The sequence below is a fragment of the Ancylobacter lacus genome (assembly GCF_018390635.1).
GTDB lineage: Bacteria > Pseudomonadota > Alphaproteobacteria > Rhizobiales > Xanthobacteraceae > Ancylobacter > Ancylobacter lacus.
The window spans coordinates 30240-51029 of sequence record NZ_JAHBGE010000045.1 but is presented as its reverse complement, the minus strand read 5'-3'; the positions used below and the strand labels follow the sequence as shown (position 1 = coordinate 51029).

Below are 20790 nucleotides of genomic sequence, written 5' to 3'. Positions count from 1 at the left end.
AGACTGCTGGCAACGCCACGCGCAAAGTCTGACTTTAAGCGGGCGGCCGGCCGGGGACGAGCGCTCGTTTGCGCGGTCGGCACGGAAGATGACGCAGGATTCGTGCCGGGCGGCGGGGGGTGGCGGCATCGCCGCGACACCGCCCGCTGCGGCGGTGTGGCAGGGCACTGTGCCTAGTAGCGCCTAGAGAAACGCCGGCCGCTGCCTTCTATCTGGGCGCGGCCGGCGCGGGATCGTCGGGATGGCGGCTCGTCTCAGTGCGAGGGGTGCGGCGCGCCGGCCGGCGGATCGCGCGGCGGGGCGTTGCGCGGATCGGCCGCCTTCTTCGCCGCCTTGCGGGCGAGGCTCCATTCCTCGTAGCGCTGCAGCACCGTGTAGAAGGACGGCACGAACAGCACCGCAAGGCAGGTCGAGGCCAGCATGCCGCTGAAAACGGCGATGCCGATCGACTTGCGCGAATTGGCGCCGGCGCCCTCCGCGAACACCAGCGGCACCACGCCGAGGATGAAGGCGAAGGACGTCATCAGGATCGGGCGGAACCGGAGCCGCGCCGCCTCGGTCGCGGCCTCGGCGATCTCCATGCCCTCCGCCCGTTTCTCACGGGCGAACTCGACGATGAGGATGGCGTTCTTGGCCGACAGCGCGATCAGCAGGATCAGGCCGATCTGGGTGTAGAGGTTGTTGGCGACGCCGAGCCCGGTGAGCGCCCCCACCGTGCCGAGCAGCGCGAGCGGCACCGCGAGCAGGACGGCGAAGGGCTGGATCCAGCTCTCATACTGGCCGGCCAGCACGAAGTAGACCAGCAGGATGGCGAGGCCGAAGACGTAGTACACCTCGTTGCCGACGGCCTTCTCCTGATAGGACATCGCGCTCCACTCGTAGCCGGTGCCCGGCGGCAGCACGCTGCTGGCGACTTCGCCCATGATGTCGAGCGCCTGGCCGGAGCTGAAGCCGGGCGAGGAGCCTCCGACGACGGTCGCGGCGGGATAGAGATTGTAGAGCGTGATCAGCGAGGGGCCGAGCACCGGCTTGATCTCCGCCAGCGTGCCGATCGGCACCATGTCGCCCTTCGGCGTGCGGATATTGAGGTTCAGCACCTCAGCCGGGGTGCGGCGGAACTTCGCTTCCGCCTGCAGGTAGGCCTGGAAGGTCTGGCCGAACTGGTTGAACTGCGTGACGTAGCTCGAACCCACATAGCCCTGGATGGCGCTGAACACCTGTCCGACCGTGACGCCCAGCGTCTCCGCCTTGGTGCGGTTGATGGCGATGTAGAGCTGCGGCACCTCCGCCCGGAAGGTGGTGGTCAGGTGGGACAGCGCGGACTGGGTGGCGGCGTTCTTCGCCACCGTGTTGGTCAGGGCCTCAAGCTCGGGGAAGTCGAAGCTGCCGTCCTTCGACTCCACCATCATGTTGAAGCCGCTGGCGTTGCCGATGCCCTGGATTGGCGGCGGCGGCAGCACGAAGGTGGTGGCGCGGTCCACCTTCGCCATGGCCGCGGTCAGGGATTCCAGCATCTCGAGCAGGCCCTGGCCGGCCTTGTCGCGCTCGCCCCAGTCCTTGAGCATGACATAGGCCACGCCGGCGTTCGGCAGGGTGGCGTTGTTGTCGAGCAGCGAGACGCCCGAAATTGCGATGACGTTCTTCACGCCGGGGGTCTTGCTCGCCAGATCCGAGATCTGCGCCATGACGTCCTGGGTCCGCTGCAGCGACGCGCCGTCCGGAAGCTGCGCGCCGATCAGCATGTAGCCCTGGTCCTCGATCGGCAGGAAGCCGGTGGGCACCCGGGTGAGGCCCCAGATCGCGACGCCGATCAGCACCAGCGCCACGCTCACGGTGAGGTAGCTCACCCGCACCATGCGGCGGATGACCCCGGCATACCAGTGCTCGGCGCGGTCATAGACGGCGTTGAAGCCACGGTAGAAGAAATTCCGCTTCTCCGGCGGCACCGGCGGGCGCAGCCACAGCGCGCACTGTGTCGGCTTCAGGGTCATCGCGTTGATGGCCGAGATGAAGGCCGTCGCGGCGATGACGAGGGCGAACTGCTGGTACATCTGCCCGGTGAGCCCCGGCATGAAGGCGGCGGGGATGAACACCGACATCAGCACCAGCGTGATGCCGATGATGGGGCCGAACAGTTCGTCCATCGCCTTCTCGGCCGCCTCCCGGCCCGGCAACCCGCGCTCGATGTGGCGGGCGACGCCTTCCACGATGACGATGGCGTCGTCGACCACGATGCCGATGGCCAGCACGATGGCGAACAGCGTCGACAGGTTGACCGTGAAGCCCATCGCCGCCATGGCGGCGAAGGTGCCGATGATGGTGACGGGCACCGTCGTCGCCGGCACGAGCGTGGCGCGCCAGTCCTGCAGGAACACCAGGATGACGATGAGCACGAGGATGCCGGCTTCGAACAGGGTCTTGTAGACCTCGTTCACCGACGCGTTGACGAACACCGTGGTGTCGAACGGCACCTCATATTTGAGGCCGGGCGGGAAGTTCTTGGACAGCTCCTCCATCTTGGCGCGGACCTCGGTCGCGACCTGGAGCGAGTTGGCCTCCGGCAGCTGGTAGATGCCGAGCGCGGCGGCGGACTGTCCGTTATAGGTGAATATCTGGCTGTAGGTCTGGGCGCCGATCTCGACGCGCGCGACATCGCGCAGGCGGGTGATGCGCCCGCCGCCGGAATTGTCGACCTTCACGATGATGTTCTCGTAGTCGACCGCGTCGTTGAGGCGGCCGGAGACGTTCAGCGTGTACTGGAAATTCTGGCCCTTCGGCACTGGCGGCATGCCGATGACGCCGGAGGCGACTTCCTGGCTCTGCCGCTTGATGGCGTCCGAGATGTCGCTCGGCGTGAGGCCGCGCGCCTTGAGCTGGTCGGCGTCGAGCCAGATACGCATGGCGTATTGGCCGGAGCCGAACACGCCGACATTGCCGACGCCGGGCAGGCGGGCGATCTCGTCTTGGAGATTGATGATGCCGTAATTGGCGAGGAACAGGCTGTCATACCGGCCATCCGGCGAGAACAGCGTGACGAACTGAAGGATGGAGGTCGATTTCTTCTGGGTGGTGACGCCCTGCACCTGGACCGATTCCGGCAGCGAGGCCATCGCGATGGCCACACGGTTCTGCACCAGCACCTGGGCGAAGTCGGGGTCGGTGCCGATCGCGAAGGTGACGGTGAGGGTATAGGTGCCGTCGGAGGCGCTGGTCGACTGCATGTAGAGCATGCCCTCGACGCCGTTCACCTGCTGTTCGATCGGCAGTGCCACCGTGTCAACCAGGGTCCGGGCGCTGGCGCCGGGGTAGAGCGTCGTCACCTGCACCGTCGGCGGCACCACGTTCGGGTACTGCGCGATGGGCAGCTTCAGCAGCGCCACCGTACCGATGAGCACGAACACCAGCGCCAGGACGTTCGAGAGGACCGGCCGTTCGATGAAAAAGCGGGAGATCATTGCGGGCGTCCTGAATGCGCTCGTGCCAGAAGGCGGCAGGGTCAAGATCGACCGGCCCTTGGGCCGGTGGTGCAGGTCCTACGGGGCGGGCTTGGCGGCGGGAGCCGCTGCCTGGAGCTGCGGGTCGACTTTGGCGCCGGGAGCGGCACGCTGGATGCCGCCGACGATGACGCGATCACCGGGCTCGAGGCCGCTCTCGATCACCCGGTACTGGCCCTCGAGCTGACCGACCTTGACCACCTTCTGGACGACGACATTGTCGGCCCCCACCACCAGCACGTATTTGCCGAGCTGATTGGTGCCGATGGCGGTGTCGTCCACGAGCAGCGCATTCGGGGTCTTGATGGTCGGGATGCGGATGCGGACGAACAGGCCCGGCAGCAGCGCATAGGTCTTGTTGTCGAATATCGCGCGCACCTGCATGGTGCCGGTGGAAGGGTCGACCTCGGGCGAGATGTAGTCCAGCTGGCCCTTGTGCGGGAAGCCGTCCTCGTCCTGCAGGCCGATATCGACCTGGATGTCCTTGACGTCGCGCAGCGTGCGGCCGGTCTCGGCGAGGTGCTTCTTCACCTCGAGGACCTGATTTTCGCTGACGGTGAAATAGGTGTAGATCGGGTCGACCTGGACGATGGTGGCGAGGGTCGTCGGCGTGTTGTGGCCGACGAGCTGCCCGACATCGGCGAGATGGCGCGTCACGATGCCGTCGAACGGTGCGGTGACGGTGGTGTAGCCGAGGTTGATCTGGGCGATCTCGACATTCGCCTTGGCGGAATCGACGCTCGCCTTGGCCGAATCCATGCTGGCCTTGGCCTTGTCGACGACGGCCTGGGATGAGAAGTCCTGCTTGCCCAGCGTCGCCTGGCGGTTGTATTCGGTAACGGCGTTGGTGTACTGCGCGTTGGCGGAGGCCAGTGCCGCGTTCGCCCCGTCGAGATTGGCCTGATAGGTATCCTGCTGGATCAGGAAGAGGCGGTCGTTTTTCTTCGCGATGGCGCCGTCCTTGTAGTCGATGGACATCAGGAAGCCCTCGACACGGGCGACCAGATCCACGCTGTTGATGGCGGCGGTGTTGCCGGTGAACTCGAGGTAGCGTGTCACCTCTTCCTGCTGCGGCACCGCGACGGTCACCTGCGCGGGAGGCGGGGGCACATACTCGTTCTTTTCCTGGCAGGCCGCTGCCGCCAGGGCGAGGGCGAGAACCGCCGTGCCGCTCGTCAGACGGTGACCCGCCACCGGAAGACGCGCCTTCCAACTCATATCAAGTCCCCCAACCCTCTCTTGCCGCCGCCGGCAGAGCCTTGCCGGGCGAGCCCCGACGCGACGTAGCGACATTACCGACATTCCTAATCGCTAAAGGTAACGAAACCCAGCTTCCCGCTACAGGTGGCGCGGAAAATTCGTACCATTGTCCGAAAGGCCACACGGGTGCGCGTGCCGTTGGCGCGGTGGCGGTGTAGGTATGTGCGTGTGAAGGGCTTTCTTGCCCCGGGGGAGTGAGACATGGGTGCGATGCGACGGGTGTGGGCGGGTGTGGCGGTGGCGGCCGCGGTGCTGCTGGCCGGGGCGGGAGTGAGGCCGGCTCGGGCGGATGGGGCTACCCTGACCCAGGGCGATGTCTACACCGATGCGGTGGGCTCGGTGGTCGAGGTGTCGGTCCGCAACACCGGAACCGGCACCATCGCCTCGGCGGTGGTGACCTGCGCCTTCACCACGGCGGGCAAGCCGGCGGGTTCCGCCGGCACCACGATCTACAATGTGGTCTCGGGCACCAAGGGCACCGATCAGATCCATCTGATCGGGGTTCGCGCCGACAAGGCGGCCTGCTCGCTCGGCGCGGTATCCACCGCGAACTGAGCCGTGTGGCGCGCCCCCGGCCGTGGCGGCTCCGGCCCATGTCCGGCGCGCCCCTATGTACGGCCGGTCCTCGTGACATGGCGGCGGTCCTGCGGTCTCCGCCGGGGTTCCGGGCTCGGCTCGCGCGTGCCGCGGGCCAGATTGTCTTCCGGGATGAGCGAAGCTCCGGGAGCGGATGCTTGTGCAGGGCTGGGAATTGCGCGGCATGACAGCTTGTCAGGCGGCTGTGTTCGTTATATTCCCGCGCCTCTCTGGATTGTCCGCCGCCCCTTGCGACGGCGCGGCGTTTCAGGGCGGCGCGCCAGCGCTGCGGAGGGGTGGCCGAGTGGTTGAAGGCGCACGCCTGGAAAGTGTGTATACGGGAAACCGTATCGCGGGTTCGAATCCCGCTCCCTCCGCCATTTCAGCCGCAACCGGGCACGCCGAGGGTAGCCGTTTTCCCTCCTGAGAGGGCAGCCAGCGTTCGGAGCAGGTCTCCTTTCGATCCGATGATGCGGACTTCCTTGGCTCCGACCTCGACCCGCTGATCCGGGGCGCGCAAATGAACGCGCCGGTAGCCGCCGCCTTCGATGCGCATGCGCTTGCGGGCGATGTCGGCAAAACGCGCCACCATGGCCGGCGTGACAGCGTCCTCGCCGGAGGTGGCGAGAGAAGTTTGAGCGCGGGCAATATCGGCCTGCGCCTGGTCGCGGATCGCCTTCAGCCCGTCGATACGCTCTTTCAGCGACGGATCGGTGATGTCGGCGACGCCTGATTCGATGGCGTCATAGAGCCGGCGCAGCCGCTGGTCAGCCTCAGTGGCGCGCTTAGTGAGCTCGGCGATGTGCTCGCGGCGACGCTCAAGCCGCTCCTGGCGGTGACTGAGCATAGAAGCGAGGATCTCCTGCAGCCGCTCCGGCTGGAGTAAGCGCTGCTCAATGTGGCTCGCCACCAGCGTGTCGAGCGTTTCCATCGGGATGGCGCGGCCGGCACAGCCGGTTTCGCCCTGCCGTGCCTTGATCGAGCAGGCATAGTAGCGGTAGCGCCCGCTCTTACCGGTACGGATGGTCATGGCCCTGCCGCACTGCGCGTAATAGCAGATACCAGTCAGCAGCGTCGGGCCGCTCACCACGCGCGGGGGGACGATCTTGGGGTTGCGCGCCTGAAGCTGCCCCTGCACGGCGTCGAAGACCTTGGTGTCGATCAGCGCCGGCACAGCGACCACGACCACCTCGCTCTCGGGCTTCTTCTGCTTGCTCTTGGAGCGGCTGTTGAACTGGTGCTCGCCGACATAGGTGCGGCGGGTCAGCACCCTGTGAAGCGGACCGATGCCCCAGCGCCCCGCCCTCGCGGGTGTAGATCCGGTTGCGGTTGAGATGGCTGACGATGGCCTTCACGCCCATCGGGCCGGAACGGCCATCGCCATTCAGCGCGAGATCGAAGATCAGCCGCACCGTGTCGGCGTGGAGCGGATCGATCTCCAGCTTCTTCTTCACCTTGGCGCCGCGCTGCTCGGCCTCGACGACGCGATAGCCGATCGGCGGGCGAGCACCATTCCAGAAGCCCTGCCGGGCATTCTCCTTCTGCGCCCGCAGGACGTGCTTGGCGTTCTCCTTCGACTGGTACTCGTCGAACAGCGCCATGATCTGCCGCATCATGACGTGCATCGGGTCATCGCCCATCTCCTGGCTGATCGACACCAGTCGCACGCCATTGCGGGCAAGCTTCCTGACATAGAATGCCAGCTCGAAGTGATCGCGGAAGAAGCGCGAGAAGCTGTGCACCACCACGACATCGAATGGCGCCGGCCTCAGCGTGCCCGCCTCGATCATCCGCTGGAATTTGGGCCGGCGGTCATTTGTGGCCGAGGCACCCGGCTCGACATAAGTCTCGACGAGCTGATACCCGCGCGCCTGGCAATAGGCCTCGCCCTGCCGGCGCTGGTCGGGGATCGACACATCATGCTCGGCTTGCCGGGCTGTGGAGACGCGCAGGTACAAAGCGGCACGCCGCGGAGCGGTCATGGCGGAGCCTTTCGTGTCAGGCCGTCATTCCTCTTGGATCAGCTCCTCCAGAACATCCCCGAACCACGCCTTGAAGACAGCAATCTACACCTCTGTCACCGGAATGTATTCCGGCCAATCGTCGATGACGGTCATCGAGGTGGGATCTGGGTACGGCCGCGTCCTGCGGCGGGGCGGCCGCGTTTCGGCGTAGGTGTAGAGGTTGTCGGGCAAGCGGCCCGGCGCAAATCGATAGGCAGGGTATCGAGTGGGTGAATGTGAGCGTCCGGTCATTCCTAACACTGGCGCGACGGCGACCGATGCCCAACAGCCGATCTATGACCAGCGATACGCAGTACTCCCTTGACCCGAAACGGCCATCTCTGCACGCCCGTGCGAACGGCGACTTTGCGCCCCGATGTCGGTCATTGATCCAGCAACGGCCGCAGCCCAAAAGCGGACATTAGCGAGTCTCCGCGCCCGGTCTTGGTCTTTCACAATATGACCAGCACAAAGCAGGCGCGAAGCTTCAGCTGCCTCAACTTGGCAGGCCGAATTGCTGGCGCAGCGCCTTGTCGAACAGCTGCGCGGGCATGAGGCGACGCAGCAGGCTCACCTGCTTCGCCACCTTGCCAACGGGATAGCGCAGCCTGTGGCGCGACGCCGTGGCAGCCCGAAGCACCGCTTCCGCCACCTCTTCGGGCGTGACCGCCTTCGGCAGCGACTTCCGGATGAAGTCCTGCACCCAGGCGCGGCCGCCATCATACTCCGGCCTCTTGGCATCCGGCTCCAGCGCGCTCTGGTCGAAATTGCCGGTCACCGTTCCGGGCTCGATCAGGGCGACGCGGACATTGAAGGCACGGACTTCGTGATCGAGCGACTCGGAATAGCCCTCAACAGCGAACTTGGTTCCGGCATAATGGGCCGAATACGGCGCGGGGATGAACCCGAGCGCGCTGCTGAGATTGATGATGCGGCCCTGCGCGCGTTCCCGCATCGACGGTAGCACCGCGTTGATGACCCGGACAACGCCGAACAGATTGACGTCGTAAAGGCGCTGAACCTGCGCAACTGAGGATTCCTCGGCGCCTCCGAACATGCCGACGCCGGCATTGTTGACGAGAACGTCGATGCGCCCGGTGCGGGCGAGCACCTGCGACACGAGGGCGGCGACGGAGGTGTCATCCGTCACGTCGCAGGCCAGCATCGTGACCCCGCTCGGGGCGGTTCCACCCGGTTTGCGGCTGGTGCCGAAGACGGTGAAGCCGGCCCGCGCCAGGGTTTCGGCGCTCGCCCGGCCGATGCCGGACGACGCCCCCGTCACAAGAGCGGTTTTCGGAGAGTGTGAGGACATGGCTGCTGTTCCGGTTTGCGGGACGAGGGAACGGGTCCGCTATCGCGACCCAAAGAGTCACCGCCGGCCGGCGCCGCAGGGCCGGCCATGCGTCAGGGTGAGGCGACGCCGCCGTCACTTCAGCCTGAGGACGACCTTGCCTTTGGACCGTCCGGTATCGAGATAGCCCAAGGCCTCGTTGGTCGCGGCGAACGGGAAGACCCGGTCCATGATCGGGCGAATGGCCCCGCCCTCGATCAGCGCCGTGATCTGGCTCAACTGCCGGCCATTCGCCTGCATGAACAGGAAGGAATAGGCGAGCCCCCGGCCTTTCGCCTTCCGGCGAATGCCGAAGCTCAGAAGCCGCATGAGCTGCCGCAGGCCCCAGTTCAGCCCCTTCTGCCGGGCGAAATCGGGGTCCGGCGGGCCGGAGATGGACATCAGCTTTCCGCCGGGCTTCAGCACGCTCAGGGACTTCTGAAGCGTGTCGCCGCCGAGGCTGTTCAGGACGACATCGTAACCTGACAGGACTTTCTCGAAGTCCTGCGTCTTGTAGTCGATCACAACGTCGGCGCCGAGGCTTCGGACCAGATCCATATTGGCGGTGCTGGTGGTCGTCGCGACCGTCGCGCCGAGATGCTTGGCCAGTTGAATGGCGAATGTCCCAACGCCGCCCGAACCCGCGTGGATGAGGATCTTCTGTCCCTTGCGCAAATCGGCGCGGTCGACCAGGGCCTGCCAGGCCGTCAGCCCGACCAGGGGGATGGACGCCGCCTCCTCCATGGTCAGGTTCTTAGGCTTCAGCGCGAGATCATCCTCATGGATGGAAATCCGCTCCGCGAAGGTTCCGACCCGGCCATCGCGCGGGCGGGCATAGACCTCGTCCCCCGCCTTGAAGCGACGGACCTTCGCGCCAACCCGCGCGACCCGTCCCGCCATGTCGTGTCCCAGCACGAAAGGCGGGCGATACGGAAGAAGGGGCTTGAAGGCGCCATCCCGGATCTTGGAATCCAGAGGGTTCAGCCCGGCGGCGTGAATCTCGACCAGGACATCCTCATCACCCAATGAGGGCTCCGGCCTTTCGCCAAAGCGCAGGACGCCGCTCTTCTTGTACCTGTCGAGGATGAAGGCCTTCATGATGGTGCGCTCTCTGGTTTCCTGCGGATTGCCCGCCGCTGGTCGGAAGGACGGGACTGGCGCCGGCGCGCCGGGCCGTGGCGGGCAAAGGCTCAGTCGGCCGTCCGGTAGCGCGCGGCGGCGTGTTCCTGGCGGGTGTTCGGCAGCATGGCCTGACGCGCGGCCTGGAAGGCGTTCCACTGCTCCACATCGGGCAGCGGCGGGATCGTGACGGCCTCGCGGCGGTCGAACCCGACCAGCGCCGCGTCGACCAGCTCATTGACGTCCATCACCCCGGCCATGGCGTCGACGTCCGCGCCGACGTGACCCCAGATTTCGGTACGCGTGGCGGCGGGGAGCACGGCCTGAACATAGACGCCCTTCGGGCCGAGCTCGAGGCTGAGCCCCTGCGACAGGAACAGCACGAAGGCTTTCGTCGCCCCATAGACGGTCATGCCGAATTCCGGCGCCAGACCGACCACCGAGCCGATATTCACGATCGCACCATCGCCGGCCTGTGCCAGACGCGGCGCGATGGCGCTGGCCAGCCGCAGGACGGCGGTGGTGTTGAGGGCGAGCAGACGCGCGACGTCCTCGGTGCTCTGCTCGATGAAGCTGCCGCCAATGGCCGTTCCGGCATTGTTGATGAGGATGCCGATACGCACGTCGTCGCGCAGGCGGGCCTCGACGGCCGCGAGGTCGGCGGGCTGGGTCAGATCGGCCGTGACGATCTCGATCGCCACGCCGGTCTCTTCACGCAGGCGAGCCGCCAGCGCCTCCATGCGCGCCGTGTTGCGGGCAACCAGCACCAGATCATGCCCACGGCGGGCGAAACGCTCGGCATAAGCTGCGCCGATGCCGGTCGAAGCGCCGGTTATGAGAACGGAGGGGTGTGCGGCCATGGGTTGCTCTCTCTTCAATTCGTGGTCATATACATGATAATCATCATGTTTGCGTTTAAATATGATGATCGTCATGTAACTGTCAATGACGGGGGCGGAGGAATCTGAAATGAAGGTCAGCCGCGAGCAGATGGCGGAGAACCGCCGCCGCATCCTCGACGCCGCCAGCGTGCTGTTTCGCGACCGGGGGTTCGACGCGGTCAGCGTGGCCGAGGTGATGAAGGCCGCCGGGCTCACCCATGGCGGCTTCTATGGGCATTTCAGTTCAAAGGATGATCTGGTCGCGCAGACATTGGCCCATGTCCTCGCGGCGGACTCAGGCGGAAATGGCGATTTCAGCCATTATCTGAGTGCCTATCTATCGCCGCGCCATCGCGATAATCCGGCCGCGGGTTGCCCCACGGCGGGCCTCGCCGCCGCCATACGCCACCAGACCCCGGCGGCGCGCGCGGCGATGACGGAAGGGCTTCGCTCGCAGATCGCCCGTATCGAGACCGCGCTCCCGGAGGCGCCTCCGGAAGACCGGCGCCGCACCGCGATCGGAAGCTGGGCGGCGATGGTGGGCGCCGTCATCCTCGCCCGCGCCATTGATGACCCCGCTCTTTCGGACGAGATCCTGGAGCAGACACGCGCCTGGATCGATGCGGGGATCACGAACGGGTCAGACGTGTAATTCCGAGGCCTGCGAACGGAGTTGGATCGCACCCTCGGCGAGCAGTCGCGCACCCAGCAATTTGACACGGACTTCGAAGCGGAAGTTTCGAAGGTAGGCTATTGGTCAGTTTCGCCCTCGGCATTTCATCGGGGCGATACGTCTGCTTCTCGATTGAAGTCCCGAATAGCGGACTGAACCGCCCCGGCTTCACCGGAGGCCATTTGGTTTAAGTCATGTCGCGATTTTCTGCTCACCGAGCATGACGTAGTAGCGTTCCTCGGCTTCGGCCGGCGGGATGTTGCCGATAGGCGCCAGCCGCCGGCGATGGTTGAACCAGTCAACCCAGGCCAGCGTGGCGAACGCAACGGCCTCGAAGGAGCGCCAGGGACCCCGCCGATGAATGACCTGGGCCTTGTAGAGGCCATTGATCGTCTCGGCGAGGGCGTTGTCACAGCTGGCACCGACGCTGCCGACGGAGGGCTCGATGCCGGCCTCAGCCAGCCGTCCGGTGTTAGCGAATGCTCACATATTGCGAACCGCGGTCGCTATGGTGCACCAGGGCGCCGCGATGGGCGGGCCGTCGCTCGTGACGGGCCTGCTCCAGCGCATCCAGCACGAAGCTGGCATGCGCGGTCCGGCTCACCCGCCAGCCGACGATGCGGCGGGCATAGGCGTCGATCACAAAGGCGACGTAGACGAAGCCCGACCAGGTGCTGACATAGGTGAAATCGGACAGCCAAAGCTGGTTCGGCGCCGGCGTATGGAACACCCGGTTCACATCGAAGTTCTCGGCGAACACGCGCTCGATCTCGGGGCGCAGAACCTCGTCCCGTAGTGCCCGTGCCGAGCACGTCGACGGATCAAGCCTCCGGGCGACATGCCTCCGGGCGACATGGGCATGATAGATCGATGGGGCGATCGGCACTACCTTGCAGATCGGCTCGACCCCATACGCACCGCGATGATGATCGATGAACGCGATCATGGCTTCGAGCGGCGGTCGAGCTCCGCCAGGGCGAAATAAGCCGATGCCTTGCGCAGGATCTCGTTCGTCTGCCGCAGCTCGCGGTTCTCCCGCTCAAGGGCATTCAGCTTCGCAGACATATCCGTCGTCACGCCGGCCCGCTTGCCGGCATCGACCTCCGCCTTCTTCAGCCACTCATCCAGTGAGCGCGCCGCGCCGCCGATCTTCGCCGCAATCGACACCATCGCCTGCCAGCGCGAAGGGTGTTCAGCCTCGTGATCCAGCACCATCCGCACCGCCCGGGCCCACCTCAGGCGAGAACTTGTTCGTCCTCTTGCTCGTCATAGCCCCATCCTCTCAGGAGTTGGGGCCTCCGGCAAAGCCGGGCCGGCTCACTTCAGTCCCAACCGGGCAGCTCGCGCCGCCGATTTTTTCGGCCTGAGACGGCTTCCGGCGTTCCGGGCAGACCGCCGCCCGAACCGGTGGCGCGGTTTGCTTCGCGCGAACTGGTGTGTCGGCGCACCAGGCGGAGGTCGCGAGGGGGTGCGGCGAGGTCACCATCGGCCTGCCGGCGGTCGCGAATTGCCTCCTGGCCGTTGATCCGCTCTCCGGCATCACTCTGCGCCATCGGGTCCCGAGGCGATGGCGCCTTTGAAGGGGCACCGTCGCCGTCCCGTCGACGCTACCGCGGTCGGCCGTGGCTCCTTGCGCTCGTCTCCTCCCCCGCAAGGCGCGGGACGGCATCGCCATGCGTGCGGAAGAAGGCTTCCGGCGATGCGCCCGCGTGATCGGCGGGAAGCGAAGGCTTGCCGGATCGCCGGCAAGCGCCGGTCTGTAAGGTCATCTGGCGCATCGCGTGCCCGGACCTGCAGACCGCCCGGCGATGCCGCCGGGCTGATGACGTCGCGTGCCGTGTTCAGGGAAGGCCCCCGAATTCGACGGGACGGCTCACTTCAGCGACAAGGCAAGTCCGCTCAGATCGAGGCTGACGATGAGGCCCTTCTGCTCGCCGCCCAGCTCCAGAACGGCGCCGTTCTGGTTCGTCAGGACGACGACCTGGGCGCCCTTTCCGAGAGCGGCGCCGGCGCCACCCTGTGCATAGACGCCGGAAATGTCGGAGGGGCGTTTGATATTGCGGACCGTACCGTGCAGCCGCGTTTCCGACGCGCCGAAGGTCAGGCCATAGCTCAGCCCGCCCACCGAGAGCGGATATTTGCGGCCCTGAAACGTCAGCACGCCGTCTCCGGCCGATCCGCCGACCACGAAGCCGGCCTTGACGATGCGGATGGTGATTGAGCCGTCAGCGGCGCTCGCCATCGATACGGCGCCGATGAGCGCTGCCAATGCGAGAAGCCCGACCCTGAGTACCGACAAGATTTTCATCGACGACACCTTCCAAACCAGAGCGATGTGCCATGTTGCGCATCGTCAGATAACGCTCACTGTGGCGGTTCGTTGCCCAACAATCAACCGCAGGACGGTTAGCCTTTTCGGTGCGGCAGGGCGAATGCCGCGGGCGTTTTTCCCGCTCCGGCGGCGCCTCGCGGCATCCGCAAGCCGGCATCCCCGCGCGCGCCGGCCGGAAGGGAGCGGACCCGGTCCGAGCCGGGTGCGCGGTTCAGGCCGCCTGTTCCGCGGCGTGTTCTTCGAGCGCCTGTGCCGCGGTCACGGCGATGCGGATGGCGTGGTGGGTCACGTCCGGCAGGCCCATGAGTTCGCCCATGGTGCCGCGTGCGAGCGGGCCTGCGACCAGCAGCGTGGGGAGCGCGGTGCCGTCGGCGCCGATGACATGGCCGTCCGGCGTCACGTCGATGCCGAGCCGCAGGGCGTCGGGCCGGGCAAGGCCGTGGGCCTCCAGCGCCGCCAGCACCGGGTTGGTGGCGAACACCGAGCCGTGGGCGGGGCCGGTAGCGACGATCACGGCGTCGAAGGTCTCCTCCGTCCGGCCGCCGCGGCGACGCTCGCGCAGGTCGACCCGGATCGTCTCGCCCTCACGGCTGACGGCCTTGAGCGCGGCGGGGCGGATGGCGAGGGTGCCGGCGGCGATGCGTCGGTCCAGCACCGCCTCCACCTGTGGCGCGATGCGGAAGCGGTGCACGTCCCAGAACGGCCGCAGGTGCCGCAGCAGGCGCTGGCGCTCGGCAAGGGGAAGGGCACGCCAGATCGCGCCGCCCTGGAGGCGAACCTGATCAAGCACGCAGTGCCAGCTCTTGCCGGCCCGCTCCGCTTCGGCAACCGTGGAGCGGATGCGGCGCACGAGTTCGGCGGCCGTGCCGATGGGCGGGCTGGTGAAGTCACCGAACGGTTCATGCTGGGCGGCCGGATGACCCCGCGAGCGCAGGCCCCGCCGCGAGATGGCGAGGATGTGGCCGCGATGGCCCCGCGCGTCGAGGCTGGCGACGATGTCGGCCATGGTGAGGCCGCTGCCGATGATGAGCACCCGGTCATCCCGGCGGATGGGCTCGAAGCCATCCTCCTGCCAGGGGTCGCGGACATAGCGGGGATGGCCGCTCAGCGCCGCGTCGACCGCGCGGGGAGGCGAGGGGGCGGCGTGCGCGACCGCCAGCACGACGATATCGGCGCGGATGCGGGTGCCGTCGGAGGTGGTGACGACATAACCCTCGTCCTGCCGAACGATATCCTCGGCCTGGGCCCGAACATGCCGCAGGCGCGGCCCCAGCGCCGCCAGCGCCTGCGCGACATAGGCGCCGAACACGGCGCGCGAGGGGAAATTGCGCTCGCCGATGCGGGCGGCGGGATCGGCCTCCAGCGCGCCGGAGGCCTCCAGCCAGTCGTTGAAATGGTCCGGCGTGTCGGGAATCAGCGACATGCGCGTCGCCGGTACGTTGATGCGGTGAGCGGGGTCGGCCGCGCTATAGGCAAGCCCCCGCCCGAGTTCCTCGCGCGGCTCGACGATGACGATCTGGGCGAGGTCGGGCCGCTGGCGCAGCAGGTGCCAGGCGACCGCAGCCCCGGAGAAGCCGCCGCCGACGATGGCCACCCGCGTCTCGATCTGCCGGGTGACGCTGTCGGGGGCGGCGCCGTGCTCCGCGTCGGCCACCGCGCTCATGACTGCGCCGCGCGCACCGGGGGGCGGTAGTCATTGGCGATGGTCTCGCCGAACGGCCCGGTGTTCACCTTGCCGCTCGCCTGCACGATGCCGTGGTTGAGCTTGAGGCGCGGCAGCACCAGCTCGGCCACGCGGTAGGCCTCTTCGAGGTGCGGGTAGCCCGAGAAGATGAAGCTGTCGATGCCGAGATCGGCATATTCGCGGATGCGCTGGGCGACCGTCTCGCCCGAACCGACCAGCGCCGTTCCGGCGCCGCCACGCACCAGCCCGACGCCGGCCCAGAGGTTGGGGCTGACCTCCAGCTTGTCGCGGCGCCCGCCATGCAGGGCCGACATGCGGGCCTGGCCCACGGAATCCAGCCGGGAGAACACCTTCTGGGCAGCGTTGATGGTGTCGTCGTCGAGATGGCTGATGAGTTCCTCGGCCGCTTCCCACGCTTTGGCGTCGGTCTCACGGGCGATGACATGCAGGCGGATGCCGAAGCTCACCTTCCGCCCTTCGGCCTCGGCCAGTGCCCGCACCTCCTTGATCTTGGCCTCGACCGACGCCGGCGGCTCACCCCAGGTGAGATACTTGTCGACATGCTCGGCGGCGACCTTGTTGGCCGCTTCGGACGAGCCGCCGAAATAGAGCGCCGGACCGCCGTCCTGCTGTGGCGGGAACAGCAGGTGGGCATCCTCGACCTTGATGTGCTTGCCGTAATAGTTCACGTGCTCGCCGGCGAGGAGGCGCCGATAGACCTGCAGGAATTCGTCCGTGACCTCGTAGCGTTCGTCGTGATTGAGGAAGATGCCGTCGCCGGCATTCTCCACCGGATCGCCGCCGGTCACGATGTTGATGAGCAGGCGCCCGTCCGAGATGCGATCGAGCGTGGCCGTCATCCGGGCGTAGAGGGTGGGCGAGGCAAGGCCCGGGCGCACCGCCACGAGGTAGCGCAGCCGCTTGGTCACCGGCGCCAGCGCCGAGGCCACCAGCCAGGAGTCCTCGCAGCTCTTTCCGGTGGGGATCAGCACGCCGTAATAGCCAAGCCGGTCGGCCGCCTGCGCCACCTGGCGGAGATAGTCGATATCGACCTCTCGCGCCCCGATACCGGTGCCGAGGTAGCGCCCGTCGCCATGGGTAGGCAGGAACCACAGGACATTTAGGCCATCAGTGGAGGTGCCGGCGTGAGACATGATTGTTTTTCCTATTCTGCGGCGGCCGGCAGCGCCATCTGCTGGCGGGCCGGTCTCAGGACGTTCAGGATCTGGCGTTTGAGCGCTTCGGCTTCCGGCGTGCCGGTCGGGCGCGGCTGTGGACGCGGCCGCGCCGTCGGCACGGAGAGCATAGTGCCGATACGGCCGGGATGTGGTCTCATAACAACGATGCGGTCGGCCAGCGCCAGCGCCTCGTCGATGTCGTGGGTCACGAGGAGCAGCGTGGGCCGGCTGTCTTCCCACAGCGCCATGAGGTGTTCCTGCAGGTCGGCGCGGGTGAAGGCGTCGAGCGCGGAGAAGGGCTCGTCGAGCAACAGGACGCGGGGCCGGGCCACCAGCGCGCGGGCCAGCGCCACGCGCTGCGCCTGCCCGCCGGAGAGCTCGCGCGGCCAGCGCCCACCGTGGCCGGCGAGGCCGATGCGCTCCAGCGCGGTGGCGATGCGGGCCTCGCGCTCGGCGCGCGGCAGGTGGGCGATGCCGAAGCCGATGTTCTGCGCCACGGTGAGCCAGGCGAGCAGGCGCGGCTCCTGGAATACGATGCCGACCCCGGGGTGTGGGGCCGTGATGGCCTCACCGTCCAGCTCGATACGTCCGCCGCTCGGCCGGTCCAGCCCGGCGACGAGCCGCAGCAACGTGCTCTTGCCGCATCCCGAACCACCGACGATGGCGACGATCTCGCCGGCGCCCACATCCAGCGTCAGGTGGGCGAGGGCCTGTGTGCCGGTGGGGTAGGTGCGGGAAAGGCCGTCGAGTCGCAGCATGGCTCAGCCCTCCGCCGCGCGCTGAGCGGTGTCTTCCCAGCGCAGGAACGGAGCGCTCGCCGCCACCAGAAGCGCGTCGGTGAGCTTGCCCAGCACGGCGAACACCACGATGGCCGCCATGATCTGGGCGGGCTTGCCGAGCTGCTGGCCGTCGAGCAGCAGATAGCCCAGCCCCTCCGACGCCCCCATGAACTCGGCGGCGACCACGAACATCCAGCCGAGACCGAGCCCGGCGCGCAGCGCCACGACGTATTGCGGCAGCACGGCGGGCAGCAGGATGCGGCGGGCGAGCTGAAGCCGGGTGAGCCGGAAGCTGCGGCCGACCTCGATGATGCGGCGGTCGACCGAGAGGATGGCGCCGAGCGTGCCGAGATAGACCGGGAAGGCGACGCCGACGGCGATCAGCGCGACCTTCGATGTCTCGAAGATGCCGAGCCACAGGATGAAGAGCGGCACCCAGGCGATGGAGGGAATGGCACGCAGGCCCTGCAGCGTCGGGTCGAGCACGGTGCGGGCGAGGCCGGAGGCGCCGGCCAGCACGCTCAGCAGCGTGCCGGCCGCCACCCCGAGGGCAAAGCCCGCCGCGACCCGGGCAAGCGTGGCGCGGACATGCAGCGCGAGGTCGCCGGAACGAGCGAGCTCGGCCAGTGTGGCGAGAAGCGTGCTCGGCGCCGGCAGCAGGCGTCCCTGTGCCAGCCCGAGGCGGACGGCAAGCTCCCAGCCGAGCGCGGCGCCGACCGGCAGGGCGAGGCCGAGCAGCGCCCGCCGTCCGCCCGCGCCCAGCGCCCGCGGGAACACGCCCGGCCGCTGCGCGGCCCGAAGGCCGGGAGTCTCGATGAGTCCGTCCGCCGCGCTCATCTCACGGACCCGGCGGGAAATAGCGGGAATCGATCAGCAGATCGACGGTGGCCGGGACATCGACGTCCGCCGCGACCACGCCGGCCTGCTGCAGCGCCTTGCCGGACGCAACGATGGTCTGCTTCTGCGCATCGCCGATCGGGCCATAGCCGAGATCGGTGCGCTGGAGCTGGCGGGCGATGACCGGGGCGGGAAGCTTTGTCGCGCCTTCGAGCAGCACGGCGAGTTCGGCGGGGTTTTCGACCGCCCAACGCCGCGCCTTCTCATAGGCGGCGAGCACACGGCGGACGAGCTGCGGGTTCTCCTGCGCGAAGGCCTCGCGCACGTTCAGCACGCCCCAGCTGTTGGCGGCGGGGTCGCGGAAGAACAGCACCGCGCCATCCTCCAGTTCCGCGGCAGCCATGATCGGGTCGAGGCCGGCCCAGGCGTCCACATCGCCGCGCGTCAGCGCCAGCCGGCCGTCGGCGTGCTGGAGCAGCACGAAGCGCACATCCTTGTCGGTGAGGCCGTTCGCGGCAAGGGCCCGGATGAGGAAGATGTGCGGGTCGGTGCCGCGGGTGACGGCAACGCTCTTGCCCTTGAGATCGGCAACGCTCGTGATGCCGCTGTCCTTGCGGGTGACGAGCGCCGTCCATTCCGGCCGCGAATAGACATAGACCGACTTGATGGGATTGCCGTTGATGCGGCCCACCAGCGCCGCCGCACCGGCGGTCGAGCCGACGTCCAGCGAGCCGGCGTTGAGGAACTCCAGCGCCTTGTTGGAGCCGGCGGACTGCACCCAGCGGATGGCGATGCCGTCGCCGGCAAATTCCTGCTCCAGGAACTTCTTGTCCTTGAGCACAATGGAGACCGGATTGTAGGTCGCCCAGTCGACCCGGATCTCCGCCGGCGCCGCGGCGCGGGCCTGGCCGCCGGCAAACCCTGCCACCAGCGCGCCGGTCGCAAGGGCGGCGAAGCTGCGCCGGGAAAGCGGCCGGGTGGTGAGCGGCATCGGGTGCTCCATTGTTAAGCTCTATATTTCCGATAGATTAATAGCCCGCTTTGTGCAAGAGCTATGTCAACCACGAGCACCGTGGGCGCCGCGGCCTCGCCGCCGACGTCCGCCACCGATACCGAGGAAGCTGCGCATGACATTGCTGACCACCAGCAAAACGGCCCCGGGCGCACAGACCGGCAGCCTGCCCGCCACCGAGCCGCTGAAGATCGTCGGCCTGAGCGGGGGACTCTCCTCACCGTCCCGCACCCTGTCGCTGGTCGAGCTGGCGCTGGCGCGCATCAGCGCCGATGCCGAAGCGGCCGGGCTCGCCTCCACGACGCGGCTCATCGACATCGCCGCCCTCGACGGCATCGGCGCCCTGCGCAGCCGTCCCGCCAGCGAGGAGATCGAGGCAGCGCTGCAGGCGGTGGAAGGGGCGGATTTCCTCGTCGTCGGCTCGCCGGTCTACAAGGGTTCCTATTCCGGCCTGTTCAAGCATTTCGTCGATTTCCTCGACTATCGCGGCCTGATCGGCCTGCCGGTCGCCCTGCTCGCCACCGGCGGCAGCGAGCGCCACGCGCTGGTGATCGAGCATCAGCTTCGCCCGCTCTTCGCCTTCTTCCAGGCCCAGCCGCTCGGAACCGGCGCCTTCTTCACCGAGCGCGACTTCGCCAATGGCGCGGTCAGCGCCGGCGCGCCGCAGGAACGCTTCGAGCGGCTGGTGCACGAGGCGGTCCATGCCCTTGTCGCCCGCCGCCGGCACGCCCACCCGGCGATCGAAAGGGCCGCCTGAGATGTCGCTGGTGGAACGGAGCGCGTGGTTTCGCCCGGGCCGTGGCCAGGCGCGCTCCCCTTCGCGCGATCCGGCGGGCGGACGTTCCGGGCTGGCGCGGCTGGAGACCCGGCTCGCCGGCTGGGTTCTGCCGGTGCTGCTGGTCGCGAGCTGGGAAGTGCTGTCGCGCTGGGGCTATATCGCGCCCAACGTGCTGCCGGCGCCCTCCGCCGTGGCGCTCGCGGGCTGGCAGGCCCTGAAATCGGGCGAACTCGTCCACCACATGAGTGTGAGCACGGCACGCGCGCTCGCCGGCCTTCTGGTCGGCGGGGTGATCGGGCTCGTCTTCGGCATTGCCAACGGCCTTTCGTCGCTGTCGCACCGCTACACCGACACCACCTTGCAGATGGTGCGCAACGTGCCGCATCTCGCGCTGATTCCGCTGGTCATCCTGTGGTTCGGCATCGATGAGGAAGCCAAGCTCTTCCTCGTCGCGCTCGGCGTGTTCTTCCCGATCTACATCAACACGCTGCACGGCGTGCGCACGGTCGACCCCCAGCTCATCGAGATGGGCCGGGTGTACGGCATGACCCCGCTCACCCTGTTCCGCAAGGTGATCCTGCCGGGCGCGCTGCCCTCGATCTTCGTCGGGCTGCGCTTCGCGCTCGGCATCATGTGGCTGACGCTGATCGTCGCCGAGACCATCGCCGCCTCGGCCGGCCTCGGCTACATGGCGATGCAGGCGCGCGAGTTCCTGCTGGTGGATGTCGTTGTGCTGGCGATCCTCATCTACGCGCTGCTCGGCAAGCTCGCCGACGTGCTCACCGCGGCGCTGGAGCACCGGTGCCTGCAGTGGCACCCCGCCTTCCACACCCCCAAGAGCTGAGCGGAGCGAC

At 67.6% G+C, this 20790-nt stretch carries 17 protein-coding genes, 1 tRNA gene, 3 pseudogenes and 1 other annotated feature; of the genes and pseudogenes, 5 read left to right on the top strand and 16 right to left on the bottom strand.

Features of this window, described 5'->3' with window-relative positions; genetic code table 11:
* Positions 1-254: 254 nt before the first annotated feature.
* Together KHC27_RS11440 and KHC27_RS11435 are read right to left on the bottom strand one after the other, a co-directional pair.
* Entirely contained in the window at positions 255-3455 is a 3201-nt protein-coding gene (locus KHC27_RS11440) for an efflux RND transporter permease subunit (RefSeq protein WP_213339114.1), read from the bottom strand.
* Positions 3456-3533: 78 nt separating this feature from the next.
* Complete coding sequence (locus KHC27_RS11435) at positions 3534-4688, bottom strand: efflux RND transporter periplasmic adaptor subunit (RefSeq protein WP_343210894.1); 1155 nt, start codon at positions 4686-4688, stop codon at positions 3534-3536.
* A 267-nt stretch (positions 4689-4955) separates the two neighbouring features.
* Between KHC27_RS11435 and KHC27_RS11430 the strand changes: the two genes are divergently transcribed.
* Positions 4956-5309 carry a hypothetical protein gene (locus KHC27_RS11430; protein WP_213339110.1) on the top strand — a complete coding sequence of 118 codons (354 nt, stop codon included), beginning with the start codon at positions 4956-4958 and terminating at the stop codon, positions 5307-5309.
* 311 nt (positions 5310-5620) lie between these two features.
* A tRNA-Ser gene (locus KHC27_RS11425) sits at positions 5621-5710 on the top strand.
* Positions 5711-5712: 2 nt separating this feature from the next.
* On the opposite strand, the gene KHC27_RS21680 is transcribed toward KHC27_RS11425, so the two are convergent.
* The 6 genes and pseudogenes from KHC27_RS21680 to KHC27_RS11405 form a co-directional block, all read right to left on the bottom strand.
* Positions 5713-6360, bottom strand: a complete 648-nt coding sequence (locus tag KHC27_RS21680; protein ID WP_246519872.1) for a recombinase zinc ribbon domain-containing protein — start codon at positions 6358-6360, stop codon at positions 5713-5715.
* Positions 6361-6507: 147 nt separating this feature from the next.
* Positions 6508-6600: pseudogene (locus tag KHC27_RS21675) on the bottom strand (hypothetical protein); the annotation flags it as partial.
* Between the two features lie 262 nt (positions 6601-6862).
* Positions 6863-7312, bottom strand: a pseudogene (locus KHC27_RS21670) (recombinase family protein); the annotation flags it as partial.
* A gap of 517 nt (positions 7313-7829) precedes the next feature.
* Positions 7830-8645 carry an oxidoreductase gene (locus tag KHC27_RS11415; protein WP_213339108.1) on the bottom strand — a complete coding sequence of 272 codons (816 nt, stop codon included), beginning with the start codon at positions 8643-8645 and terminating at the stop codon, positions 7830-7832.
* 114 nt (positions 8646-8759) lie between these two features.
* On the bottom strand, positions 8760-9761 hold the full coding sequence (locus tag KHC27_RS11410; RefSeq protein WP_213339150.1) for an NADP-dependent oxidoreductase: 1002 nt from the start codon (positions 9759-9761) through the stop codon (positions 8760-8762).
* A gap of 92 nt (positions 9762-9853) precedes the next feature.
* On the bottom strand, positions 9854-10642 hold the full coding sequence (locus KHC27_RS11405) for an SDR family NAD(P)-dependent oxidoreductase (protein ID WP_213339148.1): 789 nt from the start codon (positions 10640-10642) through the stop codon (positions 9854-9856).
* 109 nt (positions 10643-10751) lie between these two features.
* Between KHC27_RS11405 and KHC27_RS11400 the strand changes: the two genes are divergently transcribed.
* A complete protein-coding gene (locus KHC27_RS11400) occupies positions 10752-11315 on the top strand; it encodes a TetR/AcrR family transcriptional regulator (protein WP_213339107.1) in 564 nt (187 codons plus the stop codon).
* Positions 11316-11528: 213 nt separating this feature from the next.
* On the opposite strand, the pseudogene KHC27_RS11395 reads toward KHC27_RS11400, so the two are convergent.
* The 8 genes and pseudogenes from KHC27_RS11395 to KHC27_RS11360 form a co-directional block, all read right to left on the bottom strand.
* Positions 11529-12606, bottom strand: a pseudogene (locus tag KHC27_RS11395) (IS3 family transposase).
* Positions 12208-12324: a sequence feature (AL1L pseudoknot), on the bottom strand. (Overlaps the previous pseudogene by 117 nt.)
* Positions 12607-12658: 52 nt before the next feature.
* Positions 12659-12889 (bottom strand): hypothetical protein, encoded by a 231-nt coding sequence (locus KHC27_RS11390; RefSeq protein ID WP_213339105.1) that lies wholly within the window; start codon positions 12887-12889, stop codon positions 12659-12661.
* 320 nt (positions 12890-13209) lie between these two features.
* Positions 13210-13644, bottom strand: coding sequence for a lipid-binding SYLF domain-containing protein (locus KHC27_RS11385; protein WP_213339146.1), 435 nt, complete (start codon positions 13642-13644; stop codon positions 13210-13212).
* Between the two features lie 235 nt (positions 13645-13879).
* Complete coding sequence (locus tag KHC27_RS11380) at positions 13880-15331, bottom strand: FAD/NAD(P)-binding protein (RefSeq protein ID WP_213339103.1); 1452 nt, start codon at positions 15329-15331, stop codon at positions 13880-13882.
* On the bottom strand, positions 15328-16506 hold the full coding sequence (gene ssuD, locus KHC27_RS11375) for an FMNH2-dependent alkanesulfonate monooxygenase (RefSeq protein WP_213339101.1): 1179 nt from the start codon (positions 16504-16506) through the stop codon (positions 15328-15330). The genes KHC27_RS11380 and ssuD overlap by 4 nt, the downstream gene beginning before the upstream one ends.
* 11 nt (positions 16507-16517) lie before the next feature.
* Entirely contained in the window at positions 16518-17288 is a 771-nt protein-coding gene (locus tag KHC27_RS11370) for an ABC transporter ATP-binding protein (protein ID WP_213339099.1), read from the bottom strand.
* A 3-nt stretch (positions 17289-17291) separates the two neighbouring features.
* Positions 17292-18146 (bottom strand): ABC transporter permease, encoded by an 855-nt coding sequence (locus KHC27_RS11365; RefSeq protein WP_213339097.1) that lies wholly within the window; start codon positions 18144-18146, stop codon positions 17292-17294.
* Position 18147: 1 nt separating this feature from the next.
* Positions 18148-19137 carry an aliphatic sulfonate ABC transporter substrate-binding protein gene (locus tag KHC27_RS11360; RefSeq protein ID WP_213339095.1) on the bottom strand — a complete coding sequence of 330 codons (990 nt, stop codon included), beginning with the start codon at positions 19135-19137 and terminating at the stop codon, positions 18148-18150.
* Between the two features lie 136 nt (positions 19138-19273).
* Here KHC27_RS11360 and KHC27_RS11355 point away from each other — a divergent pair, with 136 nt between their 5' ends.
* The gene (locus KHC27_RS11355) at positions 19274-19915 is read left to right on the top strand and encodes an NAD(P)H-dependent oxidoreductase (protein ID WP_213339092.1); all 642 of its coding nucleotides are present in this window, start codon (positions 19274-19276) and stop codon (positions 19913-19915) included.
* A gap of 1 nt (position 19916) precedes the next feature.
* Positions 19917-20780 carry an ABC transporter permease subunit gene (locus KHC27_RS11350; RefSeq protein ID WP_213339144.1) on the top strand — a complete coding sequence of 288 codons (864 nt, stop codon included), beginning with the start codon at positions 19917-19919 and terminating at the stop codon, positions 20778-20780.
* Positions 20781-20790 lie beyond the last annotated feature (10 nt).